The following is an 18,756-nucleotide window of genomic DNA, read 5'->3' on the forward strand; positions in this document are numbered from 1 at the left end:
GCGCAGCGAGAGAGGGGGAAGGCGCGAAGCGACTCAGGGGGTGGTACGCACTTTGCATACAAGCATCACTGAGTAGAAGCGTTCAGCACGCGCCCAGTGCGCGTTGCCCGGAAATTGCTCATGTCACGCCAGCCGCCCGGCCCCATGCCAGCGGCCGGTCCCCATGTTGATAGCGACTGAGAGTTCCACCATGCAACGCCGCCATTTCCTTGCCGCCGCCGCCCTTCCCGCTGCCTGTGCCGTGATGCCCGGTGCCTTCGCCCAGGGCAAGGCGCTGACACCGCTGAAGTTCACGCTGGACTTTCGCGTGACCTCGCAGACCGCGCCCTTTTTCGTGGCGCTGCAAAAGGGCTACTACCGCGACGAGGGGCTGGACGTGAGCATCGACGTGGGCTCGGGCTCGGTGGCATCCATCACGCGGGTGGCCAGCGGCGCCTACCAGCTGGGCCTGGGCGACATCAGCTCGCTGATCGAGTTCCAGGCGCAGAACGCGGGCGCGGCGCGCGTGCAGGCCGTCTACCAGTACTACAACCGCGCGCCGTTCGCCATCATCGGCCGCAAGGACCGGGGCATCACGGGCGAGTTCGCCAGCCTCAAGGGCAAGAAGGTGGCCGCCGCCGCCGTGGAGTCCACGCGCCGCGTCTGGCCCCTGGTCGCGCAGCGACAGAACCTGCCGGCCGACCTGTTCGCCTGGACCACGACGGAGTTCTCGGCGCGCGACAACGTGGTGGTGCGCGGCGATGTGGATGCGGCCACCTATTTCCATGACTCGGCCGTGTCGCTGTTCGCACGCATCAAGCCCGAGGAGCTGTCGGTGCTGCGCTATACCGATGCGGGCGTGCAGCTGTATGGCAACGCCATCCTGGCTTCCAGCGCGCTGGTGGCCGAGCAGCCGGCGCTGGTGGCGGGATTCCTGCGCGCCAGCAACCGCGCCCTCATCGAATGCCTGGCCCAGCCCGCGCTGGCCGTGGCCGCCGTGCGCCAGCGCGAGCCCATCCTGGATGAAAAGCTGGAACTGGCGCGCTGGGCCATCACCTCGCAGTACCTGGCCGCGCCCGATACGCAGCGCCACGGCCTGGGCGACATCGACCCGCAGCTGCTGGCCCGCCAGGCCGAGCAGGTCAGCCAGGCCTTCGGCCTGAAGGCACCCGTGTCGGCCGATGCGCTGTTCAACCGCAGCCTGCTGCCGCCGCTGGCCGCGCGCATGGCCAAGGCCTGAGGGATCGCACATGGACCACGCCACCGTTTCACTGCCCCTTGAGGCCTCGCTCGACGAGCGCGACGGCCTGTACCTGCGCCGCGCCATTGCCATGGCCGACCGCGCGCGCAAGCGCGGCAACCGCCCTTTCGGCGCGCTCATCGTGGCCGCCGATGGCCGCGTGCTCGCCGAGGCCTCCAACGCCAACGGCGAGAGCGGCGACTGCACGGCCCATGCCGAGCTGTCGGCCATTCGCCTGGCCAGCCCGCTGCATGACCGCGAGGCGCTGTCCGCAGCCACCTTGTATTCATCGGCCGAGCCCTGCGTGATGTGCGCGGGCGCCATCTTCTGGTCGGCCATAGGCCGCGTGGTCTACGGCATAGACGCGGTGCGCCTGCGCGAATTCCGCGGCGAGCGCCTGGACCAGAAGGATGCCGAGCTGTCCTGCCGCGATGTGTTCGCCGCCTCGTCCCACGCCATCGAATGCATAGGCCCGGCGCTGATCGGCGAGGCCGCCGAATCGCACCAGGGCGCCTGGAAAAGCTGATCCGGCCCCGTTCCGTCCCCACCGTTTCTTTTGACCATCAGAGAGGAAGCCCACCATGCAAAAACGACTGTTCCTGCACACCGTCCTGGCCCTGTCCGCCAGCGCGGGCCTGGCAACGGCCCAGACACAGGCCCACGCGGCCACGCCGCTGAAGTTCCAGCTGGACTGGCGCTTCGAGGGGCCGGCCGCCTTCTTCCTGCAGCCGGTGGCCAAGGGCTACTTCAAGGACGCGGGCCTGGATGTCACGGTCGATGCCGGCAGCGGCTCGGGCGGCGTGGTGCAGCGCGTGGCCTCGGGCGCCTATGACCTGGGCTTTGCCGACATCGCGGCGCTGATGGAGTTCCAGGCCAACAACCCGGACATGCCCAACAAGCCCGTGGCCGTGATGATGGTCTACAACAACACGCCGGCCTCGGTGATGGCGCTCAAGAAAAGCGGCATCGCCAAGACGGCCGACCTCACCGGCAAGAAGCTGGGCGCGCCCGTGTTCGATGCGGGCCGCCGCGCCTTCCCGCTGTTCGCCAAGGCCAACCAGGTCGGCACCGTGCAGTGGACGGCCATGGACCCGCCGCTGCGCGAGACCATGCTGGTGCGCGGCGATGTGGATGCCATCACGGGCTTCACCTTCACCTCGCTGCTGAACCTGGAGGCGCGCGGCATCAAGGCCGCCGACGTGGTGGTCATGCCCTATGCGGACTTCGGCGTGAAGCTGTACGGCAACGCCATCATCGCCAGCCCGAAGCTGATCAAGGAGAACCCGGCCGCCATCAAGGCCTTCCTGCAGGCCTTCGCCAAGGGGGCCAAGGAAGTCATCGCCAACCCTGGCGCGGCCATTGCCTACGTGAAGGAGCGCGACGGCATCGTCAACACCCAGCTGGAGACACGCCGCCTGCAACTGGCCATCGACACCGTGGTCAACAGCGCCGATGCGCGTGCCGAGGGCTTTGGCCAGGTCGTGCCCACGCGGCTGTCGCTGATGGCGTCGCAGGTCTCCGATGTCTATGCCACCAAGACGCGCGTGAACCCGGCCGAGATCTGGAACGGCAGCTTCCTGCCGTCTGCGGCCGAGCTGAACATCCTGCCCAAGAAGTGACGACAAAGTGATTGACACCGTGCGCGTGCGCCAGCGGGTGGCGCGCACGGCCCTTGCCTGCTGCCTGCCATGAATTCCTCCACATCCCACGGCGATGACGACGCCTTCTTCGTCGAGTTCCGCGACGTCTGGCTTGCCTACAACGAGGAGCTGCTGCGCGCCAACCACTTCGCGGTCGAGGCCATCGACCTGCAGGTGCGGCGCGGCGAGTTCATCGCCATCGTCGGCCCCTCGGGCTGCGGCAAGTCCACCTTCATGAAGCTGACCACGGGGCTGAAGATGCCCTCCATGGGCCGCGTCATGGTCAACGGCGAGCGTGTGACCGGGCCGCTGAAGATCTCGGGCATGGCCTTCCAGGCGCCTTCGCTGCTGCCCTGGCGCACCACGGTGGACAACGTGCTGCTGCCGCTGGAGATCGTGGAGCCGCACCGCTCGCTGTTCCGCCAAAAGCGCAAGGAGTACGAGGCGCGGGCGCGCGCCCTGCTGCAGAAGGTGGGCCTGGGCGGCTACGAGGACAAGTACCCCTGGCAGCTGTCGGGCGGTATGCAGCAGCGCGCCAGCATCTGCCGCGCGCTGATCCACGAGCCCCAGATGCTGCTGCTGGACGAACCCTTCGGCGCGCTGGACGCCTTCACGCGCGAGGAGCTGTGGTGCGTGCTGCGCGACCTGCAGGCCGAGCAGCGCTTCAACGTCATCCTGGTCACGCATGACCTGCGCGAAAGCGTCTTCCTGGCCGACACCGTGTACGTGATGAGCAAGAGCCCGGGCCGCTTCGTGGTGCGCCGCGACATCGAGCTGCCGCGCCCGCGCGAGCTGGAGCTGACCTACACGCGCGAATTCACCGACATCGTGCACGAGTTGCGCGGCCACATCGGCGCCATGCGCAAGACCGGCGCGGCCATCCAACAATAGAACGGGGGAGATTCACATGCACAAGAAATATGCGGAACGCTGGGCGCCCTGGGTGCTGCTGCTGGCGGTCATCCTGCTGTGGCAGGTCATCTGCTCGGCCTTCGAGGTCTCGGAATTCATCTTCCCCAGCCCCTGGGCCATCGGCCGGCAGCTGGCCGAGTTCAGCGGCATCATCGCCGCCCACGCCTGGCGCACCTACTGGGTGACGATGGCGGGCTTTGGCATCGCCATCGTGGTGGGCGTGCTGCTGGGCTTTCTGATCGGCTCCTCGCGCCTGGCCTATGCGGCGTTCTATCCGCTGATGACAGCCTTCAACGCACTGCCCAAGGCGGCCTTCGTGCCCATCCTGGTGGTCTGGTTCGGCATCGGCGCGGGACCGGCCATCCTCACGGCCTTCCTGATCAGCTTCTTTCCCATCATGGTCAACATCGCCACCGGCCTGGCCACGCTGGAGCCCGAACTGGAGGATGTGCTGCGCGTGCTGGGCGCCCGGCGCTGGGACGTGCTGATCAAGGTCGGCCTGCCGCGCTCCATGCCCTACTTCTACGGCTCGCTGAAGGTGGCGATCACGCTGGCCTTCGTGGGCACCACGGTCAGCGAGATGACCGCGGCCAACGAAGGCATCGGCTACCTGCTGGTGTCGGCCGGCTCGTCCATGCAGATGGGCCTGGCCTTTGCCGGCCTGATCGTGGTGGGCGCCATGGCCATGGTGATGTACGAGCTGTTCAGCGCCATCGAAAAGCGCACCACGGGCTGGGCCCGGCGCGGCTCGCAGGGCGAGTGAAGGAGAATCCGGCCATGATGCCCGCACCCACGACGACACCGCCCATGACGCCCATGACGCCCCTGACCGACGAACAGGCCGCCCGCCAGCTGCGCCGTGCAGGCGCCGTGGCCGGGCGGGCCATGGCCATGGGCCGCCACCCCTTTGGCGCGCTGCTGCTGGCGCCCGACGGCGAGACCGTGCTGGCCGAGCAGGGCAACATCGACACGGTGAACCATGCCGAGTCCACGCTGGCGCGCACGGCCGCCGCCAACTATCCGGGCGCCTACCTGGCGCAGTGCACCCTGGTCACCACCTTCGAGCCCTGCGCCATGTGCGCCGGAACCATCTACTGGGCCGGCATAGGCCGCGTGCTCTACGGCGCCGAGGAAACGGCGCTGCTGGCGCTGACGGGCGACCATCCTGAAAATCCCACGCTGTCCTTGCCTTGCCGCGAGGTCTTCGAGCGCGGGCAGCGCGCCGTGCAGGTCATCGGTCCGGTGCCTGCGCTGCACGAGGAGATGCTGGAGCCGCACCGGGGCTTCTGGCAGCAGCGCTGAACGGCGGCTGCGCCCCCCGCCCGCTCAACTGCGGCAGCCGGCCAGCGCGTCCAGGGGCTTCTGGTAGGTGGGGCTGGTCACGTCCAGCAGGCCCAGGGTGGTGTGGTAGAGGTTGTCGTGCGACAGCGGCGCGTCCAGCTGGCCGCGCACGCAGCGCTCGGACACGCCGGTGCGCTCGCCCAGGTTGCCCAGCCAGGCAATCATGGGAATGTGCTTTTGCTCGTCGGGCGCCATGGCGTAGGGCATGCCGTGCAGGTAGATGCCCATCTCGCCCAGCGACTCGCCATGGTCCGACATGTAGACCATGCCGGTCTGGTAGCGCGACTGCTGGCTTGCCAGCCAGTCGATGGTCTGCGACAGGAAATGGTCGTTGTAGCGGATGGAGTTGTCGTAGACGTTGACCACCTGCTCGCGCGTGCAGCTGGACAGTGCATTGGTCAGGCATTCGGGCTGGAAGACCTTGGTCTCGGGCGTGGAGCGCTTGTAGTAGGCCGGGCCGTGACTGCCCATCTCGTGCATGACCAGCACCACGCCGCGCTCGCGGCGCTCGCGCGGCAGGGCGGCGATGCGTTCTTCGATGCCGCTGAGCAGGATGCCGTCCAGGCATTCGCCGTCGCTGGAGCACAGGGCCTTGCCGTCGGGCGTGTTCAGGCGGTCGGCCGTGCTGGCGTTGGGAATGCGTTCGCACACGCCCTTGCAGCCAGCCTGGTTGTCCACCCACAGCACGGCCAGGCCGGCGTTGTACAGCACGTCCACCAGGTTGTCGTAATCCACCTTGCTCTTGTAGAAGCCCGTGCGGCCCAGGTGCGAGAACATGCAGGGCACGGATTCGCGCGTGCTGGTGCCGCAGGAGGTCACGTTGCTCCAGTTGAGCACCTTGCGCCTGGCCAGCTCGGGCGTGGTGTCGCGGGCATAGCCGTTCAGGCCCCAGTTGGCGGCGCGCGCCGTCTCGCCCACCACGATGACGAACAGCGGCGGCTTGCGCTCGGCCGCATAGGTGGCGCCCAGCGTGGCGCCGGCCGCAATGCTGGCAAACGGGCGCTTGGGCCGCAGGATGGGCTTGAGCACCGCGTCCAGCGAGGCCAGCACGGGGCTCACGGGGTTGAGCATGTGGCGCATCCACAGGTTGTTGCGGATCACGGGGGCCAGCTCGCGGTACGAGACAAAGACCGATGCCGCCAGCAGCACCACCGAGGCGGCCAGCAGCCCCAGCGTGCGCAGCACCGTCTGAGTGCTGCGGCGCGGGCGGATGATGCGCAGCCGCAGCAGCCAGGCCGTGGGCAGGCCGGCCACCAGCAGCAGCTGCAGCAGCAGCTGGGGGTTGAACAGGTCGCTGCTTTCGCGCAGGTCGGTCTGCAGGATGTTGTTGATCATGCCGCCATCCATCACCGTGCCGTAGGCGGTCATGAAGTACTGGGCCGAGCCGGCAATCCAGGGCAGGGCGATCCACAGCGGTTTCATGCCGCGCGGCCAGGCCGTCAGCGACAGCAGCAGCAGGATGCCGCCCAGGCCCAGCGGCAGCAGGCGCAGCACCAGAGTGGCCAGGCTGCCGTCATAGCCTTCGAGGTGGGGCAGGCGCAGCCACAGCGCCCAGTTCGCGGTGGCCAGCAGCCACAGCGCCAGCACCAGGGCCACGGCCTGGGGCGAGCGCGGGGCGCTCCAGGCCGTGCGCAGCCGCACCGCGAGGCTGGCGGGGGCCGCCTGGGCAGGCTGGGCAGAAGATGGGGCCGGGGCTTGGCCGGTGCCGGAGGAGCCGGCAAAGGGGGGGCGGGCGAGCAGGCGTTCTGACATGGCCGCGAGCGTAGAATTCGCAGCTTAAGAACATCTGAACCCCGCGTTCAGACTCCGTTCAGCTTGAACCCCTCCCGTCCCCTCTGTTGCGCCCGTACCCGGTGCACACCCTGATGTGCGAAGGCCCAGCCTCCCATGCGAATCCTGCTGGTCGAAGACGATGAGGCCCTGGCCCAGGCGGTGGGCAGCTATCTGCGCTCCAAGGCCTTTCTGATCGACAGCGTGCCTTCTCTGGCCCAGGCGCGCGCCTGCCTGGCCGGTGCCAGCTACGCGGCCGTGCTGCTGGACCTGCACCTGTCCGACGGCGACGGCCTGGCGCTCATGCCCACGCTGCGCCGGCTGGAGCAGCCTCCCGTCACCATCGTGCTGACGGCCCGCGACCAGGTCAGCGACCGCATCCGCGGGCTGGACGCGGGGGCCGACGACTATCTGGTCAAGCCCTACGACCCCGAGGAACTGCTGGCCCGCCTGCGCGCCGTGAGCCGGCGCGGCGGCGGCATGCAGGCCGGGCAGGACGCCGTGCTGCGCATGGGCACGCTGGAGATCGACCTGGCCCGCGAAATGGTGCGCGATGCCGGCCGCACCCTGCTGCTCACGCCCAAGGAGTGGGCGCTGCTGCGCGTGCTCACGGCCCAGCCGCAGCGTGTGCACGCGCGCGAGCATCTGCTCGATGCGCTCTACGGCTTCGATGCCGAGGCCGACAGCAACACGCTGGAAGTCTTCATCAGCCGGCTGCGCCGCAAGCTCGGGCGCGACCGCATCCTGACCGTGCGCGGTACCGGCTACCGCCTGGCCCTCGAGCATGGATGAGCCGCAGCGCTACAGCCTGGCGCTGCCGCCCCGTCTGGCCGACCAGCTGGCCCGCGAGCTGACACTGGCCCTGGCCGCCGTCTGGCTGGCCTGCGTGCTGGCGCTGGCATGGTATGTCAGCCACATCGTGCACCACAACTTCGACCAGGAAATGATCGACAGCGGCCACCGCCTGCTGGAGGTGGCCGTGCACCAGCTGGAACAGGAGGACCACTCGCGCGAGGGCGTGCAGCGCCCGCATGTGGCCTCGCAGCCGGGCGACGAGGCCGAGGATCTGGTCTACCAGCTGCAGGACGGCCGCGGCAACGTGCTGCTGCGTACCCAGGCCGCCCCCGTGGCAGCCTTTGCCGTGCCCATGCGCGAGGGCTTCTACGAGCGCGAGGGCTGGCGCATCTATGTGGTGGCCCATCCCCGGCAGCCGCTGTTCCTGATGCTGGCCGATCCCATGGTCGAGCGCAGCGAGGCGCTGCAGCGGGCGCTGCTGGCGCTGGGCTCGGTGATGCTGGTCATGCTCGCCCTCATGGGCTGGGCGCTGCGCGTGACCGCGCGGCGGCGCCTGCGCGTGCTGCGCGACATGCAGCTGCAGCTGAGCGAGCGCGGCGGCTCCAACCTGGAGCCGCTGGACCTGGACGCCATGCCGCGCGAGCTGTGGCGGCTGGGCCGGGGCATCAACCACCTGATGCAGCGCCTGTCGCATGCGCTGCAGGTAGAGCGCTCCATGGCTGCCAATGCGGCCCACGAGCTGCGCACGCCGCTGGCCGTGGCCACGCTGCGCCTGCAGACGGCCCTGGACAGGGGCGTGGACAACACCGATGTGCGCGCGGCCTATGAGGCGCTGGAGCGGCTGCGCCAGCGCACGGAAAAGCTGCTGCAGCTGTCGCGCGCGGCCTCTGGCTCGGCGCTGGCGCAGGACGAGGTGCGGCTGGACGCGCTGGCCAGCATGGTGGCCTCCGAGTTCTGGCAGCAGGACGAATCCACCCAGCTGCGGCTGGACGTGGTGCTGCCCGAGCAGCCCTGCGGGCCGGTGGCGGGCGATGTGGACACGCTGGCCATCGCCTTGCGCAACCTGGTGGAGAACGCGCTGCGCTACAGCGATGGCTCGGAGGTGCTGCTCGAAGTCTGCGACAGCCGCACCGTCCAGGTGCGCGACGAGGGGCCGGGCATGGATGCGGCGGCGCTGAGCACCGCGCGCGAGCGCCATGTGCGCCATGTGGACGACCTGCGCCTGCCCCAGGGCACCGTGCGGGAGCTGGCGTCGCCGGGCTACGGCCTGGGCCTGTCCATCGCGTCCATGATCGTGGCCCAGCATGGTGGCAGCCTGGAGCTGCAGTCGCCGCTGCCCGGCAGTTCCAACGGCCTGCTGGCCCGCATTCAGTTGCCGGGATGCGATCCGTCCGTGGATACCGACGCACTGTCCTGATCCGGGGCGCAGGCAGGCGGCAGGGGCGCATCGGCGGGCATGAGCCCGCACAGCCTTGTGTTGCGCTGCAAGGCAGGCAGGGCGGCCAGTTTCTCTACCTCGGCATAGAAACGCTGCCAGCCCTGGGCGGCCTCGCCGCCGGCCTGGGCCGGCGCCTGGGTCTGCGCCTTTTTCCACAGCGTGGTGAAGGCCGGCACCCAGTCGTCGTAGGCGGCCAGCGCGCCAAAGCTGGCGTTGTTGGCATCGGCCACCCACTGGTCCAGCCGCGCCTGGTTGCGGTCGTAGAGCTGGCGCTGTGCATCGGTGGTCAGCAGAGCGGCATCGGCGCTGCGCCATTGCGCGCGCAGCGCGGCGTAGTCGCTGCGGAACTGCTGGTAGATCTGCGCCTTGGCCTGCGGCATGGCGGGGCCGCGCTGCTGCGGGTCCTGGTAGAGCTGCTGCAGCGCCTGGCGCGTGTGGCCGGTCAGCGCCCGCCACTGCGCGCGCCGCAGCTGGCCTGCATCCCAGCGTGCGCGGGCGGCGGGGCCGGCCTCGGTGGCCAGCCACAGCGGCGTGCCCAGGCGCTCCACGGTGGTGGCAAAGGATTCGTTGAAGGCGGTATCGCCCGCCACATAGACCACCTGGTGGGCCAGCTCGTGGAACAGCAGGCCGGCGAACTCGCCCTCGCCCCAGCCGATGAAGGTGTTGAGCAGCGGATCGCCGCCCAGCCAGTTCAGGTAGCCCAGCGTGGAATAGGCGGGCACGCCGTAGCTGCCGGACTCCAGGCCCTGGTCGGCCAGTTGCCGTGCCTGGGCCATGGCGTCGGCCTCTGCAAAGTAGCCCCGGTAGCCCACGCAGCCGGCCACGGGAAAGCACCAGCGGTGCAGCTCCAGGCTGTCGGGCGGCGCGGCCACCACGTTCCATACGGCAAACGGCCGCTGCAGATCGGCATAGCGGCGGTAGCTGGCGTTGTCGGGCAGGCCCAGGCGCTCCACGGCAAAGGCGCGCATGCGCCGGGCCGACAGCAGGCGCTCGCGCAGTGCGGGCGCAAGGTTCTCGTCCTGCAGCCAGTCGTCAATCGGGCGGCTGGCCTGCAGCAGGTGCATTTGCCCGCGCAGGCTTTGCCAGTAATAACCCAGCCCGTCGCCACCGGCCCCCCGGCTGGCACAGCCGCCCAGCAGCAGGCCTATGCCCACCAAAATCGCGGGCAGGCCGCGCCTGACTACACTCAAGCCTTCTCGCACCCTTGGCCCCCTTGCTGCTTTCATGGACTTCTTCACGCTGGCGATCATTGTCTTCATCGCAATCTACCTGCTCAAGACGCAGCAACAGCGCCGGCATACCCTGCTGCTGGCCCAGTATCTGGGGCGATTCCAGATCGAGAAGCTGATGGGCGGCCTGATCGAAGGCTATCTGCGCGCCCTGGGTGAGAACGACGAGCAGCGCCGTGCCCAGATCTGGACCGTGCTGGACAACACCGAGGCCAATCTGGCCGAGCAGTTCCAGCGCTTTGCCAAGGAGATGGCCACGGCCGATCCGCAGCTCACGCGCGTGAGCACGCTGCCCGTGGCGCTGCCCTATCTGGACCGGCTCTTTCCCTCGTCGTCCTTCGATCTGCGCGACGCCATGCAGTTGCATGCGCGCGGCATTGCCTCCGTGCGCGTGGCCGACAGCCGCAACGAGGATGAACGCCGTGCGCGCGCCTTCACGATGACGGCCGAGCTGTTGCTCATGCAGTACACCTGTCATTGGTTTTGCAAATCGCGCGCCGTGGCATCCCTGCGGCTGGTCGCACGGCACAAGACGCCCTTCGAGCAAGTGCTTGCTTCGGTGACGGATCAGACACGGCGCGACTACAGGCAGCTGATCGCCTGATCACTGCACCACGGGTGGGGCGCCATGCCCCGCCATGCACAGCCCAGGCTGCGATTGACGCAGTGCGCCTTGCTGTCAAAAATGAACGCCATGACACAAGTGCTGAGCTCCATCGAGGCGCGGCTGGCGTCTCTCCCTGTCCCCGTGGCCGTGATCCTGCCGTCCGGCCAGCGCGCTGGTCCTGCGGATGCGCAGGTGGTGCTGCATTTCCAGACCATGTCGGCCATGGCCAGCCTGGCGGCCGGGCAGATAGGGACACTGGGCGGTGCCATCGTGGAAGGGCTGGTGCGCATCGACGGCCGCATGCGCGACGTGATGGCGGTGGCCGCCAGCCTGCTGCAGTCCGATCCGGTGCGCGGCACATCGCACTGGTGGGGGCATGCCATGGCCCGCATGCGCTCCATGGCCGCGCACACGCTGGCGCGCGACGCCCAGCAGATCCAGTTCCACTACGACATCTCCGACGACTTCTACGGCCTGTGGCTGGACCCGCGCCGCGTCTATTCCTGCGCCTACTTCCGCGATCCGCAGATGACGCTGGCGCAGGCCCAGGAGGCCAAGCTGGACCACATCTGCCGCAAGCTGGACCTGCGGCCTGGCGAGCGCTTCCTGGACATCGGCGCGGGCTGGGGCGCGCTGCTGCTGTGGGCGGCCGAGCACTACGGCGTCACGGCCACGGGCATCACGCTCTCGCACAACCAGCACCGCTACGTGCAGCAGCTGATTGCCGAGCGCGGCCTGCAGGGCAAGGTGGACATGCAACTGCTGGACTACCGCGCGCTGGCGCCCGCCCAGCCCTTCGACAAGATAGGCTCGGTGGGCATGTTCGAGCATGTGGGCCAGGCCCAGCTGCCCGAGTACTTCCAGACCGTGCACCGCCTGCTGCGCCCGGGCGGCATGGCGCTGATCCACGGCATCACGGCGGGCGGCGTGGACAACACCGAGCTGGGCGCGGGCATGGGCGAGTTCATCGACCGCTACATCTTCCCCGGCGGCGAGCTCATGCATGTGAGCCGCGTGCTGCACGACATGGGCCACAGCGGGCTGGAAATGGTGGACACGGAGAACCTGCGGCCCCACTACGCACGCACGCTGTGGAACTGGTCCGACGCACTGGAAGCCCGGCTGCCGCAGGCGCAGCGTATCCTTGAGCAGCATGCCGATGCCGAAGGTGCCGCCAAGGTGCTGCGCGCCTACCGGCTCTATCTGGCGGGTTGCGCCATGGGATTCGAGCGCGGCTGGATCGCCCTGCACCAGATGCTGTGCACGCATCCCGATGGACGGCTCCAGTCGGGACCCATGGTGGGGGCTCAATCGGACTATGCTTTCAACCGCGAGTACATGTACCGCTGAGTGCATGACACGCCACACAGAAAAAGGATAGCCATGCTCTACAAGTTCAAGTCCCGTGCCACGGCCGACGTCATCATGCTCGAATCCAACGGCCGCCAGGTCCTGGAGATCGTCGGCAAGACGCCCGGCGCCAGCGGCATCATCACGGTGCAGCAGATTCCCGCCGCCATCGAGGCGCTGGAGGCCGCCGTCGCCGACGACGACGCCCGCCGCAAGGCCAACCAGGAAGAGGATGCGCAGGATGGCGACCAGGACAATGCCGCACCGGGCGCACGCGATGCCGTCAGCCTGCGCCAGCGCGCTGCGCCCATGATCGACATGCTGCGCCGCAGCGCCGCCGAGAACAGCGACGTCACCTGGTAGCCGGCGCCTCCCGCTGGCACGTCAGGCGTTGATGCCCTTCATGCCTTCTTCCGTATAGCGCTGCCCGGCCACGGGCAGCTCGTCGCTGGCGCGCCGCAGCTCGTCCAGCTCGCCGGGCGTCAGTGCCACGGACAGCGCGCCCAGGTTGTCCTGCAGATGGGCGATGCGCCGGGTGCCCGGAATGGGCACCACGTCCGGCCCCTGGGCCAGCAGCCAGGCCAGGGCGATCTGCGCAGGCGTGCTGCCCTTGCGCTGCGCCAGGGCCGATACGGCACCCACCAGGGCCTGGTTGGTGTCGATATTGCCGGGCTGAAAGCGCGGCAGGCTGGCGCGGAAATCGCCCTGCTCGAAGGCCGTGCCGCCATGAAAGCGCCCCGTGAGAAAACCGCGCCCCAGTGGCGAATAGGCCACCAGCCCCACGCCCAGTTCGCGGCAGGCGGGCAGCACCTCGTCCTCCACCTCGCGCGTCCACAGCGAATACTCGGTCTGCACCGCCGCCACCGGGTGCACGGCATGGGCGCGGCGCAGCGTGGCCGCGCTGACCTCGCACAGGCCGATGCGGGCGATCTTGCCCTCCTGCACCAGGCGCGCCAAGCCTTGCATGGTCTCTTCGATGGGCTGCGTGGCATCGACGCGGTGCACGTAGTACAGGTCGATGCGCTCCACGCCCAGGCGCCGCAGCGAGTCTTCGCAGCTTTGCCGCGCGTACTGCGCGCTGTTGTCTATGCTGCGCCGGTACTCCCCGGCCTTGCGCACGATGCCGAACTTGGTGGCGATCTTCACGCGCGGGCGGCGCGTGGCCAGGAAGCGGCCGATCAGCTCCTCGTTGTGGTGCGGCCCGTAGACATCGGCCGTGTCCAGGAAATCGATGCCGGCCTCCACGGCATGGTCCAGCGCCTGCAGCGCCAGAGCGTCGTCGCGCGGGCCATAGAACTCGCTCATGCCCATGCAGCCCAGGCCCAGGGCGGATACCTGCAGATCGTGGCCAAGTTTGCGTTGTTGCATTGCATATCCTCTTGCTGAAACAAGGGGCCAGTATGGTTTTCCGAAGCGGCCTTGCCTACTGACAAAATCGCGCTTTGATCTTCCATTTTCGGAAAGCATTTCCGAAAAACATTCCCGAAAACAAAGGAGCATTCCATTGCAGTGGGACGACGCCCGCATCTTCCTGGCCATTGCCCGCGCCGGCAGCCTGAGCGGTGCCTCGGCCGCGCTGGGGCTTGGCGTGGCCACGGTCTCGCGCCGGCTGGACCGGCTGGAGTCTGCGCTGGCCATGCCCCTGTTCAGCCGCCACCAGAGCGGCTATCGGCTCACCGCCGACGGCCAGGCACTGCTGGCCCCTGCCGAGGCGCTGGAGCAGGCTGCCCAGGCCCTGGGCGATGCCGCGCAAAGCCAGGCACAGGTCGCAGGCGTGGTGCGGCTGGCCACGGCGGAGAACCTGGCCAACCCGCTGATCGTGCCCTCGCTGGTCCCTCTGTTCGCCCGCCACCCGGGTCTGCGCGTGCAGCTGGTCAGCGGAGTGCAGACGCTGAACCTGCACCGGCGCGACGCCGACCTGGCCGTGCGCATGACCCAGCCCGAGGCCGGCCACCTCACGATACGGCGCCTGGGCACGCTGGGCTTCGGCCTGTACGGATCGCCCGGCTACGTGCAAGGCCGCGCAGGCGGCAACGACTCGGACCCGTTCGAGGGCGATGCCTTCATCGGCTGGGACGACAGCCATGCCCACCTGCCCGCCGCACGCTGGATGGCGCGCGCCCTGCGCGGGCGGCCCTGCCGGCTGGAGACCAACACCCTGTCCGCGCAGCTGGCCGCGGCCCAGGCCGGCCTGGGCCTGGCCGTGCTGCCGCATTTCCTGGCGCGGCAGGCGGGGCTGGTCTGCGTGGAGCCGCAGCTGGGCGCCGACCAGCCGATCTGGCTTGCCATGCATGCCGACCTGGCCCATTCGCGGCGCGTGCGTGCTGTGGCCGACCACCTCATTGAATTGTTCGAGCGGCGGCATGCCGAACTCGAAGGCCCGGCCTGAGCCGCAGCAGGGGCCGCGCGCCGTGTTAAACACGCACGCAGATTGCGAGAAAGAAAGGACTTCCATGCACCGCCTCCGTCATTCCTCCCGATTCCTGCCCTGGCTGGGCGCGCTGGCCGCCACACTGGCACTGGCCGCCTGTGCCGACAGGCCCAAGGCACCCACCGGCCCGCAGGCACCTCCGGGAGCGGCGGCTGCCGTGTATTCGCTGCTGTTTCTGGACAACGCCTCCAACCTCGGCCCCAAGGCGGCGGCCTACTGCATAGGCAACGGCCGGGGCTGGGCGCTGCTGGACCCCGATGCGGGCACGCTGGCCTTGCTCAGCGGCCAGAGCCATGTGCGGCCGGCTTCGGCCTGCGACGTGGGCAAGGGCGGCGAGCAGGTGCTGGACCGGGCCAGCGGCCGGCCGGCGCTGATGTTCGGTGTCGAGCTCGTGCACTGCACGGCCTCGGGATCGCAATGCCTGATGCGCGGCAGCTACTACGAAGGTCCCGGCAACACGCAGAGCAACCTCTACAACGCAAGCCAGCGCGGCGGCAGCTGGCAAGCCGTGATGGCGCTGCGCGGGCCGGCGCCCTGAGCCTGCGTCGCTGCTGTCGCGCGGCTCCCACCAACGAAAAAGCCCGGCCGAAGCCGGGCTTGATCGTGGTTGCAACTGGGCGATCCGTCGCGGTGGTGGTCCTCGGGATCAGTCGGCGTAGGTGCCGGCTGCCTTGATGACCTTGCCCCACTTCTCGATCTCGGCCTGGACGAACTTCTTGTGGCCTTCGGGCTCGATGCGGCCGTCGCTGGCGATCACGGCGCCCAGGGCTTCCTGGCGCTTGATGAACTCGGGGTCCTTCAGGGCGGCCTTCATGGCCTCGTTGACCTTCTTGACGATGTCGGCCGGCGTGCCCTTGGGTGCGTACAGGCCGTGCCAGATGGTGACCTGGAAGTCGGGCACGCCCACTTCGGCCAGCGTCGGCAGGTCCTTCAGTGCGGGCATGACCAGGCGCTTGGGCGTGGTCACGGCATAGGCCTGGACCTTCTTGGCCGTGATCTGGCCCGTGGTGTTGGTGGTCTGGTCGCACAGCAGGTCGACCTGGTTGCCGATCAGGTCGGCGATGGCCGGCGCAGCGCCCTTGTAGGGCACGGGCGTCATTTCGGTCTTCATGGCCGACTGCAGCATCAGGCCGCACAGGTGGGAGGCGGAACCGATGCCGGCATTGGCCAGGTTGACCTTGCCCTGGTTCTTGCCGATCCAGTCCTTGACCTCGGCGAAGTTCTTGGCCGGCAGGCTGGGGCGGCCGATCAGCGTCATGGGCACGTCGTTGATGATGCCGGCGTACTCGAAGTCGTTGAGCACGTTGAACGACAGCTTGCGGTACAGCGACGGGATCGTGGACATGCCGATGTGGTTGATCAGCAGCGTGTAGCCGTCAGGACGGGCACGTGCGGCCTTGGCCGTGCCGATGGTGCTGCCGGCGCCGTCGGCGTTGTCCACCACGATGGTGGCATTGTTCAGGTGCTTGCGCATGGACTCGGCCAGATCACGGGCCACCTTGTCGGTCGGGCCGCCTGCGGTGAACGGCACGATGAGGGTGATCGTCTTGCCTGCGGCAGGATAGTCCTGCGCATGAGCGCCAATGGCTGCGCCGGCTGCCAGGGCGATGGCTGCGATCTTGAACAATGCTTTCATAGTGTCTCCAGGTGAATGGCGTGCAAATGATACGGGGCGATGCGTTTTCGCCCTAAAGGGCAAACACGCAAAAGAAACCGAATGCACGAGGAGACGAATTTTAAGAATTGTTTCTATTGCGCCGCAGCAGATTCCCTTGCCATTGATCTAGTGCAAACCCTTGGAGGCTTGACAGGCGTCATGTTTTCAGGGTCTGCGACGGCTGCTCGGCGGCGAGGCCGCTGTCCCCCGCGCCTCGGTGGCTACTTGTACGACCTCGCGTCTTCGATCACCTTGCCGTCATTGGGCAGGGTGCCCGGCAGCACCATCTGCACGTCGCCGCGCAGCTTGGTGACTTCGCGCACGGCATCGGACAGCTGCTGGGCCAGGCCCGGCGAGGTCTCGCGGGTTTCGACCAGCAACTGCATCTGGTCATTGGCCATCTCGCCCGTGACCACCAGCCTTGCCCGCCCCACCTGCGGAAAGCGGCGCACGACGTCGGCAATCTGGCCCGGGTGCACGAACATGCCGCGCACCTTGGTGGTCTGGTCGGCGCGTCCCATCCAGCCCTTGATGCGCGCGTTGGTGCGGCCCGTGGGGCACTGGCCGGGCAGCACGGCAGAGAGGTCGCCCGTGCCGAAACGGATCAGCGGGTAGTCGGGGTTGAATGTTGTGATCACCAGCTCGCCCACCTCGCCGGGGGCCACCGGGTCGCCCGTGCCAGGGCGCACGATCTCGACGATGACCTGCTCGTCCAGCACCAGGCCTTCGCGGGCCTCGGTCTCGTAGGCGATCAGGCCCAGGTCGGCCGTGGCGTAGCACTGGTAGCCCGCGATGCCGCGCTCGGCCAGCCAGTCGCGCAGCGAGGGCGGGAAGGCCTCGCCCGAGACCATGGCCTTGGTCACGGAGGGGATGGGCAGGCCCATCTCCAGGGACTTTTCCACAATGATCTTGAGGAAGCTGGGCGTGCCCACGTAGCCTGCGGGCCGCAGGTCCGCCATGGCCTGCACCTGCTGCTCGGTCTGGCCCGTGCCGCCTGCGAACACCGTGCAGCCCAGCGCATGGGCGCCGCTTTCCATCATCGAGCCCGCGGGCACGAAGTGGTAGCTGAAGCAGTTGTGCACCAGCTCGCCGGGCCGAAAGCCCGAGGCATGCAGCGCGCGCGCCATGCGCCAGTAGTCGGGGCGGCGGCTTTCGGGCTCGTAGATGGGGCCGGGGCTGCAGAACAGGCGCGGCATGGGCTGGCCCAGGCCAATGGCGTTGAAGCCGCCGAAGATCTGCGCGGGCCGCTGCTCGGCCTGGCGCTGCAGCAGCTCGTACTTGCGCGTCACCGGCAGGCGGGCCAGGGCCTCGCGGCTGGTGATCTGCGCGGCATCGACGCCGGCCAGGATCCGGGCGAAGGCGGCAGAGTGTTGCTGAGCATGGGCGATCTGCCGGGGCAGGGCGGCCAGCAGCGCCGCTTCGCGTTCGTCAGGGGTGCGCGTCTCCAGCGCGTCGTAGAAGGCACTCATGGCTAGTCCTGTATGTGGAAAAGGGCAGATGGAGTCCGGCCAGTGATAGTGGTTTATTCCAGAAATTCAGCAACGCCGTTGCCTGCGAAACCGGCGCGGCCCCAGGCGAGAGACACCGAGGAAGGGCCTAGGCCGGCCGCGCCGCCCCGCACCGAGGGTGTCGTCCCCCCCGCGAAGCGAGAGGGGGAAGGCGCGAAGCGACTCAGGGGGCATTCAAGCCAGCCAGCGTTTTCTGCGCTTGTAGCTCTTGACGTCCTTGAAGCTTTTCCGCTCGCCGCCGCCCACGCCCAGGTAGAACTCCTTGACGTCCTCGTTGCTGGCCAGGTCCGAGGCCGCGCCGTCCATGACGATGCGGCCGCTTTCCATGATGTAGCCGTAGTCCGAGTACTTGAGCGCCATGTTGGTGTTCTGCTCGGCCAGCAGGAAGGTGACCTTTTCCTTGCTGTTGAGGTCGCGGACGATGTTGAACACCTCCTCGACGATCTGCGGGGCCAGCCCCATCGAAGGTTCGTCCAGGAGCACCATGCGCGGATTGGCCATCAGCGCGCGGCCGATGGCGCACATCTGCTGCTCGCCGCCCGAGGTGTAGGCGGCCTGCGAGGTACGGCGCGTCTTCAAGCGCGGAAAGTAGTTGTAAACCTTCTCGAGGTTGGCCGCTATCTCGCCCTTGTCAGTGCGCGTGTAGCTGCCGGTCATGAGGTTTTCCTCGATGGTCAGGTGGGCGAAGCAGTGCCGCCCCTCCATGACCTGGACCACGCCGCGCTGCACCAGCTCGGAGGGCGTGAGGCTTTCGATGCGCTCGCCCTCCAGCTCGATCGTGCCCTTGGTCACCTCGCCGCGCTCGCCCTTGAGCAGGTTGGAGATGGCGCGCAGCGTCGTGGTCTTGCCCGCGCCGTTG

General features: G+C 68.4%; 19 protein-coding genes. 13 read left to right on the plus strand and 6 right to left on the minus strand.

Features of this window, described 5'->3' with window-relative positions:
- The first annotated feature begins 190 nt into the window (after nt 1-190).
- From KDK82_RS19335 to KDK82_RS19360, 6 genes are all read left to right on the plus strand, one after another.
- Nucleotides 191-1,219 carry an ABC transporter substrate-binding protein gene (locus KDK82_RS19335; protein WP_088165939.1) on the plus strand — a complete coding sequence of 343 codons (1,029 nt, stop codon included), beginning with the start codon at nt 191-193 and terminating at the stop codon, nt 1,217-1,219.
- A 10-nt stretch (nt 1,220-1,229) separates the two neighbouring features.
- Nucleotides 1,230-1,745, plus strand: a complete 516-nt coding sequence (locus KDK82_RS19340; RefSeq protein WP_088165940.1) for a nucleoside deaminase — start codon at nt 1,230-1,232, stop codon at nt 1,743-1,745.
- Between the two features lie 55 nt (nt 1,746-1,800).
- On the plus strand, nt 1,801-2,838 hold the full coding sequence (locus KDK82_RS19345; protein ID WP_088165941.1) for an ABC transporter substrate-binding protein: 1,038 nt from the start codon (nt 1,801-1,803) through the stop codon (nt 2,836-2,838).
- 69 nt (nt 2,839-2,907) lie between these two features.
- Nucleotides 2,908-3,750, plus strand: a complete 843-nt coding sequence (locus KDK82_RS19350; protein ID WP_012203070.1) for an ABC transporter ATP-binding protein — start codon at nt 2,908-2,910, stop codon at nt 3,748-3,750.
- Nucleotides 3,751-3,766: 16 nt separating this feature from the next.
- A complete protein-coding gene (locus KDK82_RS19355) occupies nt 3,767-4,534 on the plus strand; it encodes an ABC transporter permease (protein WP_012203071.1) in 768 nt (255 codons plus the stop codon).
- A 14-nt stretch (nt 4,535-4,548) separates the two neighbouring features.
- Nucleotides 4,549-5,073, plus strand: coding sequence for a nucleoside deaminase (locus KDK82_RS19360; protein WP_088165942.1), 525 nt, complete (start codon nt 4,549-4,551; stop codon nt 5,071-5,073).
- A 24-nt stretch (nt 5,074-5,097) separates the two neighbouring features.
- Here KDK82_RS19360 and KDK82_RS19365 read toward each other — a convergent pair whose 3' ends face one another.
- The gene (locus KDK82_RS19365; RefSeq protein ID WP_088165943.1) at nt 5,098-6,864 is read right to left on the minus strand and encodes a phosphoethanolamine transferase; all 1,767 of its coding nucleotides are present in this window, start codon (nt 6,862-6,864) and stop codon (nt 5,098-5,100) included.
- 135 nt (nt 6,865-6,999) lie between these two features.
- Between KDK82_RS19365 and KDK82_RS19370 the strand changes: the two genes are divergently transcribed.
- Nucleotides 7,000-7,674, plus strand: coding sequence for a response regulator transcription factor (locus KDK82_RS19370; protein ID WP_013804362.1), 675 nt, complete (start codon nt 7,000-7,002; stop codon nt 7,672-7,674).
- Nucleotides 7,667-9,094, plus strand: a complete 1,428-nt coding sequence (locus tag KDK82_RS19375) for an ATP-binding protein (protein WP_088165944.1) — start codon at nt 7,667-7,669, stop codon at nt 9,092-9,094. The genes KDK82_RS19370 and KDK82_RS19375 overlap by 8 nt, the downstream gene beginning before the upstream one ends.
- On the opposite strand, the gene KDK82_RS19380 is transcribed toward KDK82_RS19375, so the two are convergent.
- Nucleotides 9,046-10,317, minus strand: a complete 1,272-nt coding sequence (locus KDK82_RS19380; protein WP_088165945.1) for an aminopeptidase — start codon at nt 10,315-10,317, stop codon at nt 9,046-9,048. The two genes, KDK82_RS19375 and KDK82_RS19380, sit on opposite strands and share 49 nt — an antisense overlap.
- A 22-nt stretch (nt 10,318-10,339) precedes the next feature.
- On the opposite strand from KDK82_RS19380, the gene KDK82_RS19385 reads away from it, so the two are divergent.
- The 3 genes from KDK82_RS19385 to KDK82_RS19395 all read left to right on the plus strand — a co-directional run bounded on the left by KDK82_RS19385 (nt 10,340) and on the right by KDK82_RS19395 (nt 12,664).
- Nucleotides 10,340-10,948 (plus strand): hypothetical protein, encoded by a 609-nt coding sequence (locus KDK82_RS19385; RefSeq protein WP_088165946.1) that lies wholly within the window; start codon nt 10,340-10,342, stop codon nt 10,946-10,948.
- A gap of 81 nt (nt 10,949-11,029) precedes the next feature.
- Nucleotides 11,030-12,301 carry a class I SAM-dependent methyltransferase gene (locus KDK82_RS19390; RefSeq protein ID WP_179217945.1) on the plus strand — a complete coding sequence of 424 codons (1,272 nt, stop codon included), beginning with the start codon at nt 11,030-11,032 and terminating at the stop codon, nt 12,299-12,301.
- A gap of 33 nt (nt 12,302-12,334) precedes the next feature.
- Nucleotides 12,335-12,664 carry a DUF1840 domain-containing protein gene (locus tag KDK82_RS19395; RefSeq protein ID WP_034390088.1) on the plus strand — a complete coding sequence of 110 codons (330 nt, stop codon included), beginning with the start codon at nt 12,335-12,337 and terminating at the stop codon, nt 12,662-12,664.
- A gap of 21 nt (nt 12,665-12,685) precedes the next feature.
- On the opposite strand, the gene KDK82_RS19400 is transcribed toward KDK82_RS19395, so the two are convergent.
- Nucleotides 12,686-13,669 (minus strand): aldo/keto reductase, encoded by a 984-nt coding sequence (locus KDK82_RS19400; RefSeq protein WP_088165948.1) that lies wholly within the window; start codon nt 13,667-13,669, stop codon nt 12,686-12,688.
- 136 nt (nt 13,670-13,805) lie between these two features.
- Here KDK82_RS19400 and KDK82_RS19405 point away from each other — a divergent pair, with 136 nt between their 5' ends.
- Together KDK82_RS19405 and KDK82_RS19410 are read left to right on the plus strand one after the other, a co-directional pair.
- Nucleotides 13,806-14,690: a LysR family transcriptional regulator gene (locus tag KDK82_RS19405; RefSeq protein WP_034390094.1), complete on the plus strand. Its 885-nt coding sequence runs from the start codon at nt 13,806-13,808 to the stop codon at nt 14,688-14,690.
- A gap of 64 nt (nt 14,691-14,754) precedes the next feature.
- Complete coding sequence (locus tag KDK82_RS19410; protein WP_088165949.1) at nt 14,755-15,270, plus strand: hypothetical protein; 516 nt, start codon at nt 14,755-14,757, stop codon at nt 15,268-15,270.
- Nucleotides 15,271-15,378: 108 nt separating this feature from the next.
- Here KDK82_RS19410 and KDK82_RS19415 read toward each other — a convergent pair whose 3' ends face one another.
- From KDK82_RS19415 to KDK82_RS19425, 3 genes are all read right to left on the minus strand, one after another.
- The gene (locus tag KDK82_RS19415) at nt 15,379-16,368 is read right to left on the minus strand and encodes a tripartite tricarboxylate transporter substrate-binding protein (RefSeq protein WP_034390099.1); all 990 of its coding nucleotides are present in this window, start codon (nt 16,366-16,368) and stop codon (nt 15,379-15,381) included.
- A 242-nt stretch (nt 16,369-16,610) separates the two neighbouring features.
- Nucleotides 16,611-17,858, minus strand: coding sequence for a phenylacetate--CoA ligase family protein (locus KDK82_RS19420; protein ID WP_088165950.1), 1,248 nt, complete (start codon nt 17,856-17,858; stop codon nt 16,611-16,613).
- A 213-nt stretch (nt 17,859-18,071) separates the two neighbouring features.
- Nucleotides 18,072-18,756: ABC transporter ATP-binding protein (locus tag KDK82_RS19425; protein WP_088165951.1), on the minus strand; the 685-nt coding region annotated here is incomplete at its 5' end.

Origin of the sequence: Delftia sp. K82 (assembly GCF_002193035.1) — a bacterium.
GTDB lineage: Bacteria > Pseudomonadota > Gammaproteobacteria > Burkholderiales > Burkholderiaceae_C > Comamonas > Comamonas acidovorans.

What these genes read in the sequence shown, in the direction of transcription:
- KDK82_RS19335 (WP_088165939.1), top strand. Translation starts at nt 191, where the DNA reads ATGCAACGCCGCCATTTCCTTGCCGCCGCCGCCCTTCCCGCTGCCTGT.
- KDK82_RS19340 (WP_088165940.1), top strand. Translation starts at nt 1,230, where the DNA reads ATGGACCACGCCACCGTTTCACTGCCCCTTGAGGCCTCGCTCGACGAG.
- KDK82_RS19345 (WP_088165941.1), top strand. Translation starts at nt 1,801, where the DNA reads ATGCAAAAACGACTGTTCCTGCACACCGTCCTGGCCCTGTCCGCCAGC.
- KDK82_RS19350 (WP_012203070.1), top strand. Translation starts at nt 2,908, where the DNA reads ATGAATTCCTCCACATCCCACGGCGATGACGACGCCTTCTTCGTCGAG.
- KDK82_RS19355 (WP_012203071.1), top strand. Translation starts at nt 3,767, where the DNA reads ATGCACAAGAAATATGCGGAACGCTGGGCGCCCTGGGTGCTGCTGCTG.
- KDK82_RS19360 (WP_088165942.1), top strand. Translation starts at nt 4,549, where the DNA reads ATGATGCCCGCACCCACGACGACACCGCCCATGACGCCCATGACGCCC.
- KDK82_RS19365 (WP_088165943.1), bottom strand. Translation starts at nt 6,864, where the DNA reads ATGTCAGAACGCCTGCTCGCCCGCCCCCCCTTTGCCGGCTCCTCCGGC.
- KDK82_RS19370 (WP_013804362.1), top strand. Translation starts at nt 7,000, where the DNA reads ATGCGAATCCTGCTGGTCGAAGACGATGAGGCCCTGGCCCAGGCGGTG.
- KDK82_RS19375 (WP_088165944.1), top strand. Translation starts at nt 7,667, where the DNA reads ATGGATGAGCCGCAGCGCTACAGCCTGGCGCTGCCGCCCCGTCTGGCC.
- KDK82_RS19385 (WP_088165946.1), top strand. Translation starts at nt 10,340, where the DNA reads ATGGACTTCTTCACGCTGGCGATCATTGTCTTCATCGCAATCTACCTG.
- KDK82_RS19390 (WP_179217945.1), top strand. Translation starts at nt 11,030, where the DNA reads ATGAACGCCATGACACAAGTGCTGAGCTCCATCGAGGCGCGGCTGGCG.
- KDK82_RS19395 (WP_034390088.1), top strand. Translation starts at nt 12,335, where the DNA reads ATGCTCTACAAGTTCAAGTCCCGTGCCACGGCCGACGTCATCATGCTC.
- KDK82_RS19400 (WP_088165948.1), bottom strand. Translation starts at nt 13,669, where the DNA reads ATGCAACAACGCAAACTTGGCCACGATCTGCAGGTATCCGCCCTGGGC.
- KDK82_RS19410 (WP_088165949.1), top strand. Translation starts at nt 14,755, where the DNA reads ATGCACCGCCTCCGTCATTCCTCCCGATTCCTGCCCTGGCTGGGCGCG.
- KDK82_RS19415 (WP_034390099.1), bottom strand. Translation starts at nt 16,368, where the DNA reads ATGAAAGCATTGTTCAAGATCGCAGCCATCGCCCTGGCAGCCGGCGCA.
- KDK82_RS19420 (WP_088165950.1), bottom strand. Translation starts at nt 17,858, where the DNA reads ATGAGTGCCTTCTACGACGCGCTGGAGACGCGCACCCCTGACGAACGC.